The sequence below is a fragment of the Moorena sp. SIO3I8 genome (assembly GCF_010692325.1).
GTDB lineage: Bacteria > Cyanobacteriota > Cyanobacteriia > Cyanobacteriales > Coleofasciculaceae > Moorena.
Genome location: NZ_JAAHHW010000006.1, coordinates 91,193 through 105,404 on the forward strand (window position 1 = coordinate 91,193; position 14,212 = coordinate 105,404).

Annotated in this window: 14 protein-coding genes, 1 tRNA gene and 1 pseudogene; 9 read left to right on the forward strand and 7 right to left on the reverse strand. The window is 44.6% G+C overall.

The window, feature by feature from the left end; translation table 11 throughout:
- Nucleotides 1–26: 26 nt before the first annotated feature.
- From F6K51_RS04565 to F6K51_RS04575, 3 genes are all read right to left on the reverse strand, one after another.
- Nucleotides 27–164: a hypothetical protein gene (locus tag F6K51_RS04565; RefSeq protein ID WP_293018377.1), complete on the reverse strand. Its 138-nt coding sequence runs from the start codon at nt 162–164 to the stop codon at nt 27–29.
- Nucleotides 165–298: 134 nt separating this feature from the next.
- Nucleotides 299–1,210 carry an alpha/beta hydrolase gene (locus F6K51_RS04570; RefSeq protein WP_293018379.1) on the reverse strand — a complete coding sequence of 304 codons (912 nt, stop codon included), beginning with the start codon at nt 1,208–1,210 and terminating at the stop codon, nt 299–301.
- A 219-nt stretch (nt 1,211–1,429) separates the two neighbouring features.
- A complete protein-coding gene (locus F6K51_RS04575) occupies nt 1,430–2,155 on the reverse strand; it encodes a hypothetical protein (RefSeq protein ID WP_293018507.1) in 726 nt (241 codons plus the stop codon).
- A 925-nt stretch (nt 2,156–3,080) separates the two neighbouring features.
- Here F6K51_RS04575 and F6K51_RS04580 point away from each other — a divergent pair.
- The 6 genes from F6K51_RS04580 (at nt 3,081) to F6K51_RS04605 (ending at nt 7,736) form a co-directional block, all read left to right on the forward strand.
- Complete coding sequence (locus F6K51_RS04580) at nt 3,081–3,602, forward strand: GNAT family N-acetyltransferase (RefSeq protein WP_293018381.1); 522 nt, start codon at nt 3,081–3,083, stop codon at nt 3,600–3,602.
- A gap of 63 nt (nt 3,603–3,665) precedes the next feature.
- Nucleotides 3,666–3,739, forward strand: a tRNA-Pro gene (locus F6K51_RS04585).
- A gap of 255 nt (nt 3,740–3,994) precedes the next feature.
- Nucleotides 3,995–4,762, forward strand: coding sequence for a Tic22 family protein (locus F6K51_RS04590; RefSeq protein ID WP_293018383.1), 768 nt, complete (start codon nt 3,995–3,997; stop codon nt 4,760–4,762).
- Nucleotides 4,759–5,706, forward strand: coding sequence for a peptide chain release factor N(5)-glutamine methyltransferase (gene prmC / locus F6K51_RS04595; protein ID WP_293018385.1), 948 nt, complete (start codon nt 4,759–4,761; stop codon nt 5,704–5,706). The genes F6K51_RS04590 and prmC overlap by 4 nt, the downstream gene beginning before the upstream one ends.
- Before the next feature lie 102 nt (nt 5,707–5,808).
- Nucleotides 5,809–6,411, forward strand: coding sequence for an L-threonylcarbamoyladenylate synthase (locus F6K51_RS04600; RefSeq protein ID WP_293018386.1), 603 nt, complete (start codon nt 5,809–5,811; stop codon nt 6,409–6,411).
- A gap of 353 nt (nt 6,412–6,764) precedes the next feature.
- Nucleotides 6,765–7,736 (forward strand): HAMP domain-containing sensor histidine kinase, encoded by a 972-nt coding sequence (locus F6K51_RS04605; protein WP_293018387.1) that lies wholly within the window; start codon nt 6,765–6,767, stop codon nt 7,734–7,736.
- Here the strand turns inward: F6K51_RS04605 and F6K51_RS04610 are convergent.
- A complete protein-coding gene (locus tag F6K51_RS04610; RefSeq protein ID WP_293018389.1) occupies nt 7,696–8,166 on the reverse strand; it encodes a GNAT family N-acetyltransferase in 471 nt (156 codons plus the stop codon). The genes F6K51_RS04605 and F6K51_RS04610 overlap by 41 nt on opposite strands.
- Before the next feature lie 344 nt (nt 8,167–8,510).
- On the opposite strand from F6K51_RS04610, the gene recJ reads away from it, so the two are divergent.
- Entirely contained in the window at nt 8,511–10,562 is a 2,052-nt protein-coding gene (gene recJ / locus F6K51_RS04615; RefSeq protein ID WP_293018391.1) for a single-stranded-DNA-specific exonuclease RecJ, read from the forward strand.
- Nucleotides 10,563–10,748: 186 nt separating this feature from the next.
- Here recJ and F6K51_RS38310 read toward each other — a convergent pair whose 3' ends face one another.
- Complete coding sequence (locus tag F6K51_RS38310) at nt 10,749–10,883, reverse strand: photosystem II reaction center protein Ycf12 (protein ID WP_008178400.1); 135 nt, start codon at nt 10,881–10,883, stop codon at nt 10,749–10,751.
- 201 nt (nt 10,884–11,084) lie between these two features.
- On the opposite strand from F6K51_RS38310, the gene F6K51_RS04620 reads away from it, so the two are divergent.
- Nucleotides 11,085–11,438 (forward strand): YkgJ family cysteine cluster protein, encoded by a 354-nt coding sequence (locus F6K51_RS04620; protein ID WP_293018393.1) that lies wholly within the window; start codon nt 11,085–11,087, stop codon nt 11,436–11,438.
- 67 nt (nt 11,439–11,505) lie between these two features.
- Complete coding sequence (locus F6K51_RS04625) at nt 11,506–12,138, forward strand: phosphoribosylanthranilate isomerase (RefSeq protein WP_293018395.1); 633 nt, start codon at nt 11,506–11,508, stop codon at nt 12,136–12,138.
- Nucleotides 12,139–12,249: 111 nt separating this feature from the next.
- Here the strand turns inward: F6K51_RS04625 and F6K51_RS04630 are convergent.
- A pseudogene (locus tag F6K51_RS04630) lies at nt 12,250–12,660 on the reverse strand (ATP-binding protein); the annotation flags it as partial.
- 75 nt (nt 12,661–12,735) lie between these two features.
- Entirely contained in the window at nt 12,736–14,205 is a 1,470-nt protein-coding gene (locus F6K51_RS04635; protein ID WP_293018397.1) for a hypothetical protein, read from the reverse strand.
- Nucleotides 14,206–14,212: the final 7 nt, after the last annotated feature.

A 14,212-nucleotide genomic window follows, 5' to 3' on the forward strand; every position in this document is an offset into this window, starting at 1 on the left:
CTCTACCAAGACTAATGCCAGAGCGGTCAGGAAATGTTTACCCGCTGCCAACACCAGGCTACGGGAGCGATCGCACCATACTGTACAAATGCCTTTACAAATGCCTTTACAAATCCCTTTACAAATGCTATATAGCTACTATTTTTGAGTGGTTCATCGGGCATGATATCAAGTATAGTGGTCAGTTAACCATTACCCATTACCCACTCCCCTCAATTATTCCATCATTAATGGATAATTCTCTAGGTTATAAATTAAGAAAATTTTAGTTAGATGGCCAGATAATTGCCAATTGTAATTAACTATAATTAGCCAAAATTTGACGAATTTGATCATCAATAGTCTCTGGTTTCTCCACCATCGCCATATGTCCACATTCACCAATTTCAATCACATTGTCCCCACAGGATTGAAAGAGACTGTGAAAACTAGCAAGATGACGCACATATTTCGGTTCCATTACCTTATCCTGAGTACCAGCAATGAAATAAACAGGTTGTTTGAGTCGGAAAACCACCTGAGGTAAGCGATGCACCTCGGCTTCTGTGGTGGAATCTAGTAACGTCCTCAGTGCAGCTTCCGCGTTAGCAGTAACAAAATCAATAACCCGTTGACGTCCCCATTTCCGGGCAATAGGACGCGCTACCTGGGCCCGGGTAAACAGTAAGTCCAGTAAAGGGACATAACACAACCAACGGGGACGACGTTTTACCAACTGCTCACCAGCCAGCCGAAAGCGCTCAAATTCTTCTTTAAGATAAATCCCACCACCAGCATTAAGACAGATTACCCCTTGAATCCTCTGAGGCAGCAAATAGGCACCCCATATAGCAATGCTACCCCCTAGGGAATGACCAACCAACCAAGCCTGCTCGATTCCCAGTTTTTCTAGCAGGATGCCCAAGTCCTGAGCGTAGGCCGCTAAGGTATAGCGGTCAGTGGATGAAGCCGTAGTCTCAGGAAATGGTGATTCCGAGTCGGGGTTCGATGTTGAGCTTTGAGTGTTATGAATTTGGGACTGGGATTCACCGAATCCGCGCAGGTCATAGATCAGACACTGATACTGCTGTGACAACCTATAAATTAGAGGTTGCCAATAGCTACGGCTTAACAGCCAGCCGTGGATGAAAACTAGAACAGGGCAGGATGATTGAGTAGGAGGTGTTAATTCGTAAGTATGGGATACTCCTAGGATGTTAATGGTTGCCATACCTTGATCTTATCGAAGAATTAACAGGATAGGAAATTAGTCAGTGATTTGAATCACATCTTGTTTGTCCTTACTTGATAAAGTAGGCAGGGTGATGGACTTAGGCACCAAGAGCCTTAAAGCCCGGTTTCTGGTTATAAATCAAAGGCTGAAATCGTTGTAATTACGTTAATAAAGTGGGTTTGCGGCATAAGTCCTGTGCTTGTCACCCCTTGATGACTAAAACACTTGACCTAGTAATCGCCGCCGAATACTTTCAGCAATTTTTTGACCTAAATAATCGGGAATCAAGTTTCCGTTAGGGCCTAGTAGGTAAAGAATCAGCCGGGTTCGTCCCCGCCACACCAGCAAGTTGGCATTGACCACCAGTAAATCCTCTTGCCATATGGCGTACATAACTTTGTAAAATAATCCAGGTTGGTTATTTGCCTCAATTAACAGCGCTGGTAGATGAAACACTGGGTCTACATAAAATTCTGTTTCTACCTGCTTCAAGCCAGCATCGAGATTAAATTCCACTGCCAGCATTTGTTCCACCTCAAAGCGCCCTGCCAAAGCCTCCCTCAGGGCACGGCAGACATTTTCTGAGGTTTTGTGGGTCAGCGCTTTCCGGTTACGAGACACCACCAGTTTCATAAATACCAGCATTGGGGCACTAATTTGACCATAAAGACTGAGACTGTGGATAGTCAGTCCATAGGCAGTCAGAACCCCAAAAATGTCACTGAGCAGAAAAGACTCATTGCGGTAAGCAAAATGCAGGACACTTTTTGAGCCTTCTGGTTTGATCTCAATTACAGCATGTTTGCTTTTATAGAGTCGGTAAGCCAGTCTGAGGTTGTGCAGTTGGATCTCACTACTGACAAACTGTTCATAGAACTTAGGAAACGCTCGGTTGAAGCGTTTCAGGATTTCTTGTTGGGATGATTTCCAACCCACAGTGATCGATAGGGGTAGGTGGCTATTCTTATTTATCAAAAGGTGCGACCCGTGGCGAATTAAATTCGCCAAGTAAGAGCGCACCTGAGCTTTTTGAGTTAACACAACCCGGATTGCTTCTAGGGAGACTTACAAAAATACTGATAAAAGAGCCTTAAATGTATATATAGATAGAGTTTAACATTGATTTGCTTGATTTATTGATATATATGGCTTTGAGCCCCCAGGCAACAACAAGTGCGGATCTGATTCATTTCTGATCAATCATGCTGATTAGCCTAGTCTAACTAATCTTCCCCAACTTCCCCACCTTCGGTAGCTTGCCGACTTTGATTGTCTTGATGCAATAGCGAGTGGTTTTGGATCTGTGTGTTAAGACATAACCGCCGGATGGGGGAGCCTTATTTCATGTAACTTAAAATTATTACTCATAGCCTATCGCTTATAAAGGCTCCCCTCTCCTTACGGTAATTCAAAGGAAACCTGCGTCCGCACCGCTGTTTGCCCCGTAGAAACCACGCCAGTCGCTCATGGTGGGAACCCCCTTTGGCCGCGCTGGCTCCCTTTGACCGCGCTGCATCGCTTGTTGATTTTAGATTCGCCTAAGGGCTCAAATGTGTCCCCTCCGAAGAATCTTACCCTGTCTTGATTCAGCGGGGTCTTGAGGGAATGCTAGGATAGGAATTTAGATAGGAGGCTTAATTGTGGTATTATCATTTGCACAAAGAATTAGTTTCAGATCAAGGTAGGTCGGGTATGATAGTTTTCCTGGTGGAGTAAAACCAATAGATCAAATATCACTTTCTGTTTTTTGAAACATTTAAGTCTGGCTCTGGTTGACCGAGACCCAGAACGTCTGAGCCGTCAGGGAAAGAAGACCATTACCAGTCCAAGTAGCTCACAATTATGATAACGCCACTGTCACACCTGCATGGGTTTTTGGAAAAGCTTCTTTAGCAGTTCTGACACTGCTTTGCCTCAAACACGAACTGAAGGAGATACCGTAGAAGGTGTAAAATATCGCACCGACGGTGCCTCACGGGTATTTTTCAGTACAACACGGGAAATTGACCTGTACGAATTGGAAGAACTTTGTGATGCTGTTGGTTGGTCTCGGCGTCCTTTGCGCAAAGTTAGGAAAGCCATTCAGCATAGCTTTTTGGTTACTTCTATGTGGTACCAGCGAGGTAACACGAGGCGCTTAATTGGCTTTGCCCGTGCCACTTCTGATCATGCTTTCAATGCCACAATCTGGGATGTAGTGGTTCATCCAGATTTCCAAGCCAAGGGACTGGGTAAAGCTTTGATGAGATATATGATCAAAAAATTGCGCAGCCAGGATATTAGCAATATCACCTTATTTGCCGATCCTCAAGTAGTAAGTTTTTACCGTAAAATGGGATTTATGCCTGACCCAGAAGGTATTAAAGGCATGTTCTGGTATCCAGATTAATCTCGAGTACACACAAAGTGCCAAAAGTGAGTTATAGTAGTTATACTACTTAGAGGTAGCATCCGGGATGTAGCGCAGCTTGGTAGCGCGCCTGCTTTGGGAGCAGGATGTCGCAGGTTCAAATCCTGTCATCCCGATTAGAAATTCATCAGTCAGTCAGTTAACCAGTCAAGACACTAGGTTAAAGTCAGTGGAGCTTGATAAGATTCAGGTGCAGAGGCATTAAACGCCCCCAATCAGCTAAGTTGACATGCCACGTCAAGCTATGATCGACAAGAATGACTTGAAGATCTGCTTCTACTGGAGGTTAGTGAGGTGCGTTCAGATCTCTCAGTCAGCAGGGTATTCTAGTTGTAACAGGCTCTTCTTCGTTAAAATTAGAGGTAATTTCTATGAAATCATTGTTCCGTTGGGGCACAACATTAAGTTTAGTAGGGAGTGCCTTACTAGGCTCAGTGACCGCAGAAAATTTACCGGCACTAGCTCTGACCGAAGAGCAGGTAAGAGAAAAGTTGAGACGTGTCCCTGTATTTGCAGTTACTGATACTAAAGGTTCGCCACTAGTAGCCTCAATTCCAGATCAGCAAGATCAAAAGAAGACTACCTCAGTGGCAGGTGTGTTTATTAGCCAAGGAGATGCTAATGCCTTTGTACAGCGTTTAAAGCAGCAAAATCCTGAACTAGGTAGCAAGGTACAAGTAGTGCCTGTATCTTTGATGGAAGTTCATGAGCAAAATCAAAAGAATCGCACCGTTCCCGATGGTTTAAATTTTGCCTACATACCAAACCAAGAGCAGTTAAAGCAGGCACAAGCGATCTGGAACCAAAATGGTCAAGAAAAAAAGCCATTTCAGGGGGTACCGCTGTTTGTGGCAAAAGAAGCTAGCAATAGCGGATACCTAACCATTCAACAAAATGGGGTCTCATCAATTCCGTTCTTTTTTAACAAAGAACAATTGCAGAGTATAGTGAACCGCTATAAGCAGCAAGACCCTAACTCCCAGGTTAAGATAGAAGTAGTGCCTCTAGAGGGCGTTATTCAAACCTTACAGGAGAGCAATGATCAGCAGCTAGAGAAAATCGTACTAGTGCCATCCCAGGAATCCATTAAATTTTTGCAAAGTTTGCCCCCAAATCAAGGCCAACGTCCAAATCAATGATTATGGATCAGCGGTGGGTGGTCTCGGGAAAAGAACTCTGGCAGTGGCGTCAAGATGCCTGCAAGTCTGCCACCGAGGCAGGTGTTCCTACAGCCGAAGTGGACTGGTTGCTAAAGGAGGTAGCTGAGCTTGACCCATTAGTACTGCGCTTGGAGTCATGGCAACAGTGTTCCTTTTCAGGGAAAGCCACTGAAAACTCAACTATTCAACTTTCCCAACCTCTAGCTGTACTAACCCAACTCTGGCAAAGGCGTATCCATCAGCGATGCCCAGTTCAATACCTAGCTGGGGTTACTCCTTGGCGTCATTTCTCCTTGAGAGTTTCCCCAGCTGTCCTGATTCCCCGCCCAGAAACTGAATCCCTGATTGATTTGGCGGTCAATGGTGTAGCTATGAGCTCTACACCTGACTTATCATCAGGACACTGGGCGGATTTGGGCACTGGTAGTGGAGCGATCGCTTGTGGACTGGCAGAGGTATTTCCCCATGGGAAAATTCATGCCGTTGATTGCACTCAAGAAGCCCTTGCCATTGCTCAACTTAATGCTCAACAGTTGGGCATGGCAGAAAAAATTAAGTTCTACCATGGTTCTTGGTATTCACCTCTAGAAGCCTGGAAAGGTCAGTTAAGTGGTATGGTGGCAAATCCACCTTATATACCTAGTAACTCCCTCAAACAGCTACAACCAGAAATATACTACCATGAACCCCATATTGCCCTCGACGGTGGCAGGGATGGTCTAGACTGTATCCGACAGCTGATTGAGATGTCTGGGGATTATCTGCGCCCAGGCGGTGTTTGGTTAATTGAAATGATGGCAGGACAAGCGGACAAGGTTGTTCAACTACTACAAAACCAGGGCAGTTACTCTCAGATTCAGATATTTCCCGATTTAGGAGGTATTGACCGCTTTGCTCTAGCTTATAGGAAGTATGAAGTATAAACAAGGTATGGATGAATGCCAATAGGTAAAAAGCTTTGGATAATTTCCGCAAGCTTTTACCTTTAACGTTATAGCTTCTTCTTTTTAGTGTGCTGGTGAGCAATGACCCAAGTTTCTATGGCTACCCTGATTTCCGGGGCTCTCTCAGGTAAGCTGGTAAGTTTTCCGACAGATACTGTACCAGCACTAGCAGTGCTACCGGACAAGTCAGAGTTGGTGTTTGAGGCAAAGCGGCGTCCTCAAGACAAACCTTTGATTTTGATGGGGGCATCTCCTAAGTCTCTTTGGCCATATGTTCAAGGTACTTCCTCACAGAGGTCGATTTGGGAACACATGGCTCAGAAGTATTGGCCAGGAGCATTAACATTGGTTTTACCCGCTTCAGATAAAGTACCTACCGTTATGAATCCTTCTGACCCGACTACTATTGGGGTGCGTGTGCCAGCTTCCAGGATAGCGATCGCAATTTTGTCCAAGACTGGTCCGTTGGCAACTACCAGTGCTAATTACTCAGGCGAGCCACCTTTGCAAACCATGGCAGCGGTTGAGGTGCAGTTTCCCGAGGTATTGACGCTCCAGCCAGCTGAGTTAGAAGCTATCAAACCAGACAAGATTGGCGTCCCGTCTACTGTTGCCAAATGGACAAGCAGTGGCTGGGAAATTTTGCGTGCTGGAGGGATTCAATTAGACGATTCAAAGTTTTAATCCTTCTACTCACCTTTGAAAAAAACTAGCTATCCTTAAAAAGATCTGACAAAAAAGTATGAAGTTTGAATTGTGAAGGAAGTCTGAATTGTGAAGGAAGCCTGAATTGTGAAGGAAGCCTGAAAACGTTCTATCGATTGGTTACTTGGCAACAGGTATTTTTTTTAGCCTGGTTGCCTACCCAACTCTACCCTTGTCGATTAGCAGCAGTACAACCTTCAACCTTCATTCTTTATCCTTCAATTTTTTTAGGTGCGCTTTCCGTTGGCGAATTAAATTCGCTCAAGGTGCGCGCCTCCTAGGCCGCGAGCAATCCCTCGCGGCCTAGGATCGCACCAACGGGCTCGCACCTTTTGACGTTTTTAGTGTGGCAAGACTTAATAAGCATGGGTGAGACGGATCTGATCTATTTGCTAGTAGGCATTGGGTTAGGAGTTATGGGGAGTCGCTTCAGGAAATTTTTCCATGAAAGCACAAACTCAAAGACCTCTGGATGCCATCAAACTGATGCTGAAGAAATCCAGCATCTAAAAGAGGAATTCAAGCAAAATGAATTGGCTTACCAAATGGCAAGGGAAATGAGCCAGTTTAAAGCCGGATTTTTGGCACGAACTTCCCACGAGTTGCGATCGCCCCTGAGTCGGTTGATTGGTTTACATCAGTTGATTTTGTCGGATCTCTGTGAGTCTCCAGAAGAAGAGAGAGAATTTGTGAAGCAGGCTAACGCCTCTGCCCATACTATGGTCAAACTGCTTGATGAGGTGACTGCTGTAGCTAAAACTGAACACGGTACTAACGTTTTGGAGATTTGCTCAGTCCCGTTGAAGCAGCTGTTGGAAGACCTCGATCGTCTCACCCATTTGCAAGCTGCCAATCGCAATCTCCACCTGGAAATAGTTCCACCTGACCCCCAAATCTATATTTTAGCAGATCCACGGCGTTTTCGACAGGCATTAGTAATGATGGTAGATACTGCCATTACTCAGATAACCAGTGGTCAAATTAAAGTTTGGACTGCACTGTCCTATAAATCTGAAACAGTTTCCATCTGGATTGATATGCCCTGTGCCATCAGCTGTTGGGCTGAAGCTGTTGATTTATTGCAATTACCTCTAGATCAATCAAAACAGCCCAGTGAAACGGTATCCACTTCATCTGGACTGACCTTGTTGATGATTCAAACACTCCTGGAAGTGATGCAGGGGCGTATAGAAGTATTAGCGGTCCCCAGTGAAGAAGCTCAAAATGATGCCTCTGCTGAGAATCTTACCCGGTTTCATGTTTCTATACCCCAGGGGATTCCTGAGATTGTAGAGCCTTACTAGGGACTAGAGTAGCTAGAGGCTTATTGTACAAGACCATTGTGGTACTGGAGTTCAGCTCAAAACCAATGCGTTCGTAAAAACTTTGTTGATGGGTGGTCATCAGATAAACTCTCTCTACTCGGCTCATCTGAGGATGAGAGAGTGCGGTTTCCACTAGCTTACGCCCTAGCCCAGCCCCTCGATAGTCTGGGTGGATAACGACATCCCAAATGGTTGCCCGATAAATTCCATCAGAGGTAGCTCTGGCTAATCCAATCAGCTTCTGGTTATCCCAGACACTGATGACAGGATCACTGTTAGCGATCGCAACTTGCCAATCCTCGATTTTTCGGTCTTTTGCCCAAAAAGCACCTAGGTTAAACAATTGTTGTAGCTGGTAATAGTCGATTTTAGATTTGCGATCGCAAAACTGAATATGGCGGTAGTCCATAGTTGCAAAAGTTCCTTCTGATTTTGTTAAACGTGCCTTTAAATTGACTTAATTGACTAATTTTATTCGGGAAGAAGTTTAATGAAAATTTTTTAATTTTAAATAGGGTTCATATCATGTACTATTGACTACTTTTAAATAATATAAACCAGGGAAAATTTTCTGATTAATTAACAATTTAAAATTGAAAATTAATCAGGATTAAACGGGTTTGCAGACAGCTGTTCAAGATATATCTATCGATAGCTTATCTCTGGCTTGGCAAACCCAGGGATCTGAGTATTACAAAATGTTAAGATTATAACTGATTGTAATTATCTCAGTCAAATCCAATAACTGATCCCATGGGTGATAGTATGGGCTATTGTTGTTCGATCACGACACCTGTGCACAACCACCTCTCACCCACCCCATCCAAACCCCATCCCCAATTGCCTAATCAGCGTTGGGAAATTGCCCCCCTCAAAACTGAACAAGCTAACCAACTCGCCCAAGCTAGAGGCATTTCCCCCCTAATCGCTCAACTCCTTATTAATCGGGGTATTGAAACCTCTGAACAAGCGCAGGTTTTCCTCAATCCCCTATCTCAGGTGATGCCTGCACCAATTGATGAATTTCCCGATTTGGCAATTAGTGTCGAGATGCTCACTGAAGCGATCGCAAATCAAGAAAAAATCGCTATCTGTGGAGACTACGATGCTGATGGCATGACCAGCACGGCTTTGTTACTCAGAGCATTACGCTGGTTGGGGGCGGATGTAGACTACGCCATCCCGAGCCGGATGACAGAGGGTTATGGCATCAATACACGGATTGTGGAAGAATTTGCGGAGGAAGGGGTGGGTGTGATTTTAACGGTTGATAATGGTATTGCTGCCCATGAACCTATCGCTAGAGCTGTAGAACTGGGAATAACGGTTATTGTAACTGACCACCATGACCTACCTCCAGAACTTCCAGACGCTGATGCCATTCTCAATCCTAAGCAATTGCCGGAAGAGTCACCCTACCGAAGTTTAGCTGGTGTAGGGATAGCTTACATTTTAGCTATCTGTCTAGCACAAGAACTGGGTCAACTCAAAGGCTTGACGCAACAGCTGTTAGAACTATTTACTCTGGGAACTATTGCGGATTTAGCCCCTTTAACGGGGATCAACCGACGTTGGTTAAAGCGAGGCTTAGGGTTATTGCCTCAATCTCAATTAGCAGGAGTTCAAGCATTAATCGAGATAACTGGGGTTAAAGATGACCAAAAATCCCTTAAGCCGGAGGATATTGGATTTAGACTAGGACCAAGAATTAACGCTATTGGTCGCTTATCGGATCCCCAAATTGTAATTGAACTGCTGACGACTACTGCACCCGAAGTAGCACGTGAGAGGGCAATGCAGTGTGAAGAAGTGAACCAACGGCGTCAGCAATTGTGTGCTGATATTGAACAAGATGCGATCGCATTTATTGAAGACACTGGAATAGATTGGCAACAGAAGCGAGTATTAGTGATTGTCCAACCGAATTGGCATCATGGAGTGATTGGCATTGTTGCCTCCCGATTAGTAGAGCGCTATGGTGTCCCAGTCTTTATTGGAACCTATGAAGACGACGACCAACAACACATTCGCGGTTCAGCAAGGGGCATAACTGAATTCAATATTTTTGAAGCCTTAGAGTTCTGCAAAGAGTTACTGGGCAAATATGGAGGACACAAAGCAGCTGGCGGATTTTCCCTACCTGCTGAGAACTTAAGCGCTTTTGAAGAATCCCTTAGCCGTTTTGCCCATCAATCTCTAAAACCTGAACACCTCAAACCCCTAGTTGCTATCGACGCTAGCCTAGAATTCCCTCAAATTACCTCTAACCTCTACCAGCAATTAGATCTGCTTCACCCCTGTGGCATTGGCAATCGGGATCCTGTCTTTTGGAGTGCCAATGTCCAAATCCTTGAGCAACGAGTTGTTGGTAAGGGACACATTAAGCTTACCTTGAATCAGGACAATCAACCAGTCACGATTCAAGCTATTGCTTGGCGTTGGGGGGAATACTTCCCTTTACCTAAACGAGTAGATATTGCCTACAAGTTGCGAGAGCATCATTGGGAGGGCAACACGACCATTGAGTTAGAGTTAGTGGGTGTCCGTCTACCCGTAGTTACTAGTACCTCAAGCCCCAAAAAAGCAGAATTTTATTACAATCAGCGCCGCTACACCTGTAGCCTTTGGGAATCTTTAAATGAACTAAGGATTAGAAACCCGGAAGGGAAAGTCCTAGCGATTCAGAAAGGACAACGCATTGGACTTTTGGGTACTAAACGGGAAGATGCTAAAGAAGTTAATGTCACTAAACCTCCTTACTACCCCTTGATCAAAGCAGCAACTCGTGCGTTGGGACTCAGCTAAGGAGTTGAAAGTTGACAAGTTACAGGTTGCTGACAAGTTGAAAGTTAACAAGTTATAGGTTGCTGGCGAGTTGAAAGTTAACCAGTTACAGGTTGCAGGTTTTCTACTGAACCTTGGCCAAAAGGCCACGCGTGCGCGTTCAACCTTCAACCTTCAACCTTCAACCCCGTCACCTTCAACCCTCTATTAAAGGTCGCCTCTAAGAGCATATAGGGCGAAAATGACCACTGGACCAGCAATCACAACAGCTGCCAGCATAGTCAACTGAGCAATCAATACCCAATCGATGTTACCTATAAAATCTAAAAAAGCTAAATACATGTGTTCTCCAGAATTAACCCAACAAAGCCGATGGTGACTAATCACAATCCATCCCTTAGATATTACTGGGTAATGATCTGTTTTTTTTAAGTAAGTTTACAAAAATATACAAAACTCAACGGCAAGCCTGACCACACCTATCACGGGTGAAAACTCGCTAAGCTAGATCTACTTTAAGTTTGTAGCTCTTTTTTCAAAGTCATGGCCACTTGGAGTTGTGTAAAGCAATGTGGCGCTTGCTGTCATCTTGACCCAGCTGAGCGTCCAGGATTAGAGGAGTATCTGCTACCAGAAGAGCTAGCGCTATATTTGAGTATGGTAGGTGAGGGGGGATGGTGTATAAATTTCGACCACACCACCCGTGAATGTCGTATTTATCCCCATCGACCTCGTTTCTGTCGGGTGGAACCTGAGGTATTTCAGGATATGTATGGGGTGGAGGAAGCAGATTTAAATGATTTTGCCATTGACTGCTGTTTGGAGCACATTGAAGCACTTTATGGAGATTGCTCTCTGGAAATGCTGCGCTTTGAGCGGGAAATATGGAGGGAATAGGGAAAATCGAAATTAATGAGTAACGAGTAACGACTAACAAGTAACGACTAACAAGTAACAAGTAACAATGCGTGTAAAAATTTGTGGCATTACGAAACCGGAGCAAGGAAATGCGATCGCAAAATTGGGAGCAACAGCATTAGGCTTTATTTGTGTACCAGGCTCTCCTCGTTACGTTACACCCCAGCAAATTCAAGTCGTGGTCAACCACTTGTCCGTATCAGTTGACCGCATTGGTGTGTTTGCTAATACCTCTACGGAAGAAATCACTCAAATTGTCGCTGATTCAGGGATAAATGCCGTTCAGCTGCATAGTAATGAATCCCCAGAATTTTGCCAAAAGCTGCGCCAAGCTTTACCAGAGATTGAAATTATTAAAGCCTTAAGGATAAGAACTCCAGAATGTTTAAATCAGGCAGATAGTTATTTGAGTTGTGTAGATACACTATTGCTAGATGCTTACCATCGAAAAATGTTGGGCGGCACTGGTAAAACCTTAGACTGGCAAAGGCTACAAAAATTTCGTCCCACTATCCCTTGGTTACTAGCTGGTGGCTTGACACCAGATAATGTCTTAGATGCCCTAACGTTGGTGCAACCCAGTGGGATTGATCTATCCAGTGGTGTAGAGCGAACACCAGGTGATAAAGATTTAAAAAAGGTTGCTCGGTTATTCGAGAAATTAGGATCAAGAGTTTAAGGTTGAAGGTTAAAATTTAAATGTTTAATGTTAAGTGTTAAATGTTGAAGGTTGAAGGTTGAAGGTTGTTGGCCTTTGGCGTTCGGTGTAGGGTAGGTTTAAGATTAAAGATCAATAGTCAACAGTCAACAAGGTTTGGGATGATTCTAATGGAATGGTAAAGTGGAATTGACTACCTTGATTTTTCCCCTCAGACTTAGCCCAAATTTTTCCACCCATACCTTTAATAATCTGACGACAGATAGCTAGACCAAGACCTGTGCCACCAACAGTGCGTCGGAGTGAATCTTCCTCTTGATAAAAACTCTCAAATATTGCGTCTAGCTGACTCGGTTCAATACCCCTACCAGTATCTGCTACAATTAGCTCTAGCATGGGATTACCGTGGCGATTCTTGGTTACGAATCCTATCGACTCTGGTTGAGTTTCATTGATTTGGGCTTGGATAGTGATTTTACCCCCTGGCTCAGTAAACTTACAGGCATTATCTAGGAGTTTGGTTAAGACTTCTACCAACCGTTCTTTTGAACCTATAGAAAACTGTAGATCCGGGCTACGGTAATCCCATTCAGGCGAGATTTTAAGCAGTATTGCCTGCTACTGCGCGATTGCTGAAGGCTTGACCAAAAATCCCCAGTTAGAGATGCTGTAGTAATCGTGCCGACGATTGATTACAGCACTCGCCTGTATTTGCTTATTCAGTTGATTCCACCAGTACCAAACGTGTTTGCTCGGATTCACTCCGATCAAAGCGGTTAAGGCACTGGGTAGTCTTTCACTCAATCCCATACCGCGTCTAGCAATCACCAACGCGGCCACTTCATCGCTGGCAAGTCCATACATCCGGGCGTACTTCACCATCCCGATCAAACTGCTATAAGCAGGGTTGACCGTGAAGACATAGACGCCACGGTTAGAGCAAATCGAATTCAGCAGCTCAAAGAATCGGCTATAGGCCCACCCTGATAGCATTCGAGCGTATTTCCGTCCCAATTCTCTGAATGCTTCTTTTTTCTTGCCAAAATCTAAGGTTTCGTGGACTATCGGACATTGATAAGTTTTAGCCAGCGTCACCAGTTGTAGACAAGCATCAACTATCTGAGCATCCTGTTTGCCACTGGGTAGACCTTGCTGTAACGGGATTTGTCCGTGAGCTTTCAGGTTTCCATCAGCGTCAACATAAGCCCACCCAACGCTACTTGGGTTGAGATCGATACCGATACAGCCATATCGGGAATGCTGTGAGACACGCTGAAGCTTAGCAGGCGTGAACTGAACAGCCGCTACCCACTTGTGATCTTTGCGGTAGAAATGCCAGGTTCTAGAACCATCGTCAGGCAGGCGGTTGATGTTGCGGTCAAAGTCACCGATAACTGCCGAAACGTATTGTCCATACTTGGACTCAAGACATTTGGGAACTCGGAAGCGGATCGTTTCACCGTCCCATTGACAAACCTGATTTCCCCAGGTCTCATCTTTGCTACCAACAACAAATACCTGACCGTAAGGCACCTTAACCTGTAGCTGAGCTACTTTCAACCCTTCGATTTTTCTCTCTAGGTGGGCGATATAACGTTTCTTGTGATGGATTTGGAAGCGTAGATTTTGCCAATTGGTGTCACGATATCGTAACGAACAAGACAGTGGGAATTTACAACCAGTTTTACTGTTCTGCCAGTTCTTTTTAGCGTAGAATTTTCGACCATTAGCTAATCGCTTCTGTGCTTTCCTCAAGCAGTCCTTAGCGCTTTTGAACTTACCTGACAGTTGCTCAATGTGGTTTTGTCTACACTCGGCCGCAGAATCCACAGCGCCTTTAGCACTAGCAATCACACCGTTAGCGTGACGTTTGTTAATACCGTAAGTCTGCTGTAGGTAAGTGTTCCACTGCCCTTTGTTGAAGTCACCTGATCGCAACTGGGTAACCGTTTCGATTTTTGCCTGACGGAATATCTGTGAATACTCAAACAGAAACATCTCAAAGTCGCTGCAACCTAGAGCGTTCATTCGCTCTGACAGTTGCGGCAAGGCTTTGCAGTAGGTAAGAGTAGTCGGTTTTTTCTTCATACGTGCT

What these genes read in the sequence shown, in the direction of transcription:
- F6K51_RS04565 (WP_293018377.1), bottom strand. Translation starts at nt 164, where the DNA reads ATGCCCGATGAACCACTCAAAAATAGTAGCTATATAGCATTTGTAAAG.
- F6K51_RS04570 (WP_293018379.1), bottom strand. Translation starts at nt 1,210, where the DNA reads ATGGCAACCATTAACATCCTAGGAGTATCCCATACTTACGAATTAACA.
- F6K51_RS04580 (WP_293018381.1), top strand. Translation starts at nt 3,081, where the DNA reads ATGGGTTTTTGGAAAAGCTTCTTTAGCAGTTCTGACACTGCTTTGCCT.
- F6K51_RS04590 (WP_293018383.1), top strand. Translation starts at nt 3,995, where the DNA reads ATGAAATCATTGTTCCGTTGGGGCACAACATTAAGTTTAGTAGGGAGT.
- prmC (WP_293018385.1), top strand. Translation starts at nt 4,759, where the DNA reads ATGATTATGGATCAGCGGTGGGTGGTCTCGGGAAAAGAACTCTGGCAG.
- F6K51_RS04600 (WP_293018386.1), top strand. Translation starts at nt 5,809, where the DNA reads ATGACCCAAGTTTCTATGGCTACCCTGATTTCCGGGGCTCTCTCAGGT.
- F6K51_RS04610 (WP_293018389.1), bottom strand. Translation starts at nt 8,166, where the DNA reads ATGGACTACCGCCATATTCAGTTTTGCGATCGCAAATCTAAAATCGAC.
- recJ (WP_293018391.1), top strand. Translation starts at nt 8,511, where the DNA reads ATGGGTGATAGTATGGGCTATTGTTGTTCGATCACGACACCTGTGCAC.
- F6K51_RS38310 (WP_008178400.1), bottom strand. Translation starts at nt 10,883, where the DNA reads ATGTATTTAGCTTTTTTAGATTTTATAGGTAACATCGATTGGGTATTG.
- F6K51_RS04620 (WP_293018393.1), top strand. Translation starts at nt 11,085, where the DNA reads ATGGCCACTTGGAGTTGTGTAAAGCAATGTGGCGCTTGCTGTCATCTT.
- F6K51_RS04625 (WP_293018395.1), top strand. Translation starts at nt 11,506, where the DNA reads ATGCGTGTAAAAATTTGTGGCATTACGAAACCGGAGCAAGGAAATGCG.
- F6K51_RS04635 (WP_293018397.1), bottom strand. Translation starts at nt 14,205, where the DNA reads ATGAAGAAAAAACCGACTACTCTTACCTACTGCAAAGCCTTGCCGCAA.